3 protein-coding genes and 1 other RNA gene are annotated in these 2,946 nt (G+C 61.8%); 3 read left to right on the forward strand and 1 reads right to left on the reverse strand.

Features of this window, described 5'->3' with window-relative positions; translation table 11 throughout:
• Positions 1–964 (forward strand): Bcr/CflA family efflux MFS transporter (locus tag EOA60_RS26580; protein WP_128312151.1); only part of this gene is annotated, 964 nt, incomplete at its 5' end.
• A gap of 124 nt (positions 965–1,088) precedes the next feature.
• Here the strand turns inward: EOA60_RS26580 and ssrA are convergent.
• Positions 1,089–1,449: a transfer-messenger RNA gene (gene ssrA, locus EOA60_RS26585) on the reverse strand.
• A 170-nt stretch (positions 1,450–1,619) separates the two neighbouring features.
• Here ssrA and EOA60_RS26590 point away from each other — a divergent pair.
• Positions 1,620–1,931: a DUF2853 family protein gene (locus EOA60_RS26590; RefSeq protein WP_066990883.1), complete on the forward strand. Its 312-nt coding sequence runs from the start codon at positions 1,620–1,622 to the stop codon at positions 1,929–1,931.
• 140 nt (positions 1,932–2,071) lie between these two features.
• Positions 2,072–2,866, forward strand: coding sequence for a thymidylate synthase (locus EOA60_RS26595; RefSeq protein ID WP_095824896.1), 795 nt, complete (start codon positions 2,072–2,074; stop codon positions 2,864–2,866).
• Positions 2,867–2,946: the final 80 nt, after the last annotated feature.

Below are 2,946 nucleotides of genomic sequence, written 5' to 3' on the forward strand. Positions count from 1 at the left end.
GTTCATGGTTGGCGGCGTCGGCTCGGCTATGGCGCCCAATATCGAGTGGCTGATCGCCTTCCGCTTCCTGCAGGGGCTCGGCGCCAGCGCGGGCATGGCAGTGCCGCGCGCCATCGTGCGCGACCTGCACACCGGCAACGAGGCCGCCAAGCTGATGTCGCTGCTGATGCTGGTGTTCTCGGTGTCGCCTATCCTCGCGCCGCTCACGGGCAGCCAGATCATCGAGAGCTTCGGCTGGCGTGCCGTGTTCTGGACTGTGACGGGCGCCGCCGCTTTAGCCACCATCCTGCTCGCGACCTCGCTGAAAGAGACGCGTTCGGCGGAGGAGCGCGCCAACTCGTCCTTCGGCACGGCACTTGCCGGTTACCGCTACCTGATGAGCGACCGCAACTTCCTTGGCCTGACGGCGATCGCCGGCTTCGGCATTGCGAGCTTCTTCGTCTATCTGTCAAGTTCGTCCTTCATCCTGATCGACCACTACGGCCTGTCGCCGTCGGTCTACAGCGTGTTCTTCTCGATCAACGCGGTCGCCTTCATCGGCATGTCGCAGCTGACCGGGATGCTGGCGGATCGCTTCGGCTTGAAGCGGGTCGTGTGGGTCGCGGTGACCGGCTATGCCACGGTGATGGTGGCGCTGTTCGCGATCATGGCATCCGGTGTCGACCGGCTCGACGTGATGGCGGCGCTGCTCTTTGTCGGCTACGGCTTCCTTGGCCTGGTCATTCCGACCACCTCCGTGCTGGCGATGGAAGAGCATGGCGAGATCGCCGGCACGGCATCGGCGCTGATGGGCACGCTGCACTTCGCCATCGGCGCGCTGGCCATGGGCGTGGCGGGCCTCTTCTTCGACGGCACGCCGCTGCCGATGGTGGCCGGCATCACGCTCTGCGCGGTGATTTCCTTCATGCTGGCCAAGCTGACGCTCGGCCGTGCGCGCGAAGCGGTCGAAGCGCCTGCCGAGTAAGACGCGGATAGAAAATCGGAAGAGGCCGGGATTGCCCGGCCTTTTTCAGCCCAGGCAGGACCGCAAGCATGCGCGCCAAGCATGCTTGGCCGTTCAATTGACTTGGAAAGAAGGCGAGGGGTAAGGTGGAGGTTTCTGTTGCCAGGTACCTCCGAACCCCGCCTAGAAGTGCGAACCTCTAGGGCTTGATTTGAAGCGTTCGCACTGCATTAAGCAGCGAGACGAGCTTCCGCATAGTTGTCGTTGGCAACTATAAGTTTAGCCCGATGACGGTGGTACAATGCCGGGCAAAAGTACGATCTTTACACCTTCGTCGATCCTATTTCGCCCCCAGCAAAAGCCGCTCCCTTTGGAAGAGCGGTTTTTGGTGGAGGCGCCGGGTACCGCCCCCGGGTCCGAACGGCTTATTTCATCGCCTGTTTATCGCCATAGTCGGTCAAGCCGACGAAGCGAATATAGGGAGCGGTTACGAAAAATGAAAGGGCCAAGTCGAGGCTTGTCCCCTGCGCCAAACTCGACAGCCGAGGGTTGACTTGCGCGTCTGCTCAATCGAAGCTCCGCCGGCGATGAGGAATATCCTGACCTAGCGCACAAGTTGCGCGGCGCGCCACAAGCCTCATCGATCGGATCCGTGGCGCCGACGAGGGGAAGTTTCATGGCCGACTATCTTGCGGATGTGAAGAAATACGATGCCGGCGCCAGCGCCGATGCGGTCGAGAAGATCGTCAAGCACTTGGGCATCGCGCTCAGGAACCGCGATTCCTCCCTGGTCTCTTGTGCGGACCCGAAGGAGCTCGAGCGCGTCCGGGACAACTGGGTGACCAAGAAGCTTGGGATTGCCGACGCCAAGAAGGCCGACGCCTCGATCGAGAAGGCGTGCAAGGCGATGGCCGCCGACAACACCAAGAGCCGCGTGACCTTCTACTATCTGGTGGCGAAGGACCTGGGCAAACTGGGTTCTCTGTGAGGCAAGGCCATCGGCAGCCAGCATGGCAACGTGCCGGCGCCGTGGATTTTTCGGCGCCGGATCGACATCTGTAGGCTTTGGGTATTCGACCGACCGCCAGTCGGCTATGATCGCTTGTCATCCGAATCGAGGCCGAGCCGATGCGCCAATATCTCGACCTGTTGAAGCATGTGCTGGAGAACGGCGCCGATCGCGGCGACCGCACCGGCACCGGCACGCGGTCGGTGTTCGGCTACCAGATGCGCTTCGACCTTTCACGCGGCTTCCCGGTCACCACCACCAAGAAGCTGCATCTGAAGTCGATCATCCACGAGTTGCTGTGGTTCCTGGCGGGCGACACCAACATCAAATATCTCAACGACAACGGCGTCACCATCTGGGACGAATGGGCCGACGAGAACGGCGATCTCGGCCCTGTCTACGGCAAGCAGTGGCGCTCATGGCCGGATGGGCACGGCGGCGAGATCGACCAGATCGCCGCCCTTCTCAAGGAGGTACGCAAGAATCCCAATTCGCGCCGGTTGATCGTCTCAGCCTGGAATCCGGCCCAAGTGGAGGCGATGGCGCTGCCGCCCTGCCATTGCCTGTTCCAGTTCTACGTTTCGGAAGGCCGGCTCTCCTGCCAGCTCTACCAGCGCTCGGCCGACATTTTCCTGGGCGTGCCGTTCAACATCGCATCCTACGCCCTGCTGACCCTGATGGTGGCGCAGGTCACCGGCCTGAAGCCTGGCGATTTCGTCCAGACGCTCGGCGATGCGCATCTTTACTCGAACCATTTCGAGCAGGCGCGCGAGCAGATGCGGCGCACGCCGAAGCCGCTGCCGAAGATGTGGATCAACCCAGATGTGAAGGATCTTTTTGCCTTCCGCTTCGAGGATTTCCGCCTCGAGAACTATTTTGCGGACGCCAATATCAAGGCGCCGATCGCGGTATAAGGCCCCCTTTGAGCGCTGCCAGCGCTCAAGTCGTCAGCCAGTCCCGACGATGACGTCGGAGGCCTTGATCACATCATAGG

The organism is Mesorhizobium sp. M1A.F.Ca.IN.020.06.1.1, from assembly GCF_004023265.1.
In the GTDB taxonomy this organism is placed as follows: domain Bacteria; phylum Pseudomonadota; class Alphaproteobacteria; order Rhizobiales; family Rhizobiaceae; genus Mesorhizobium.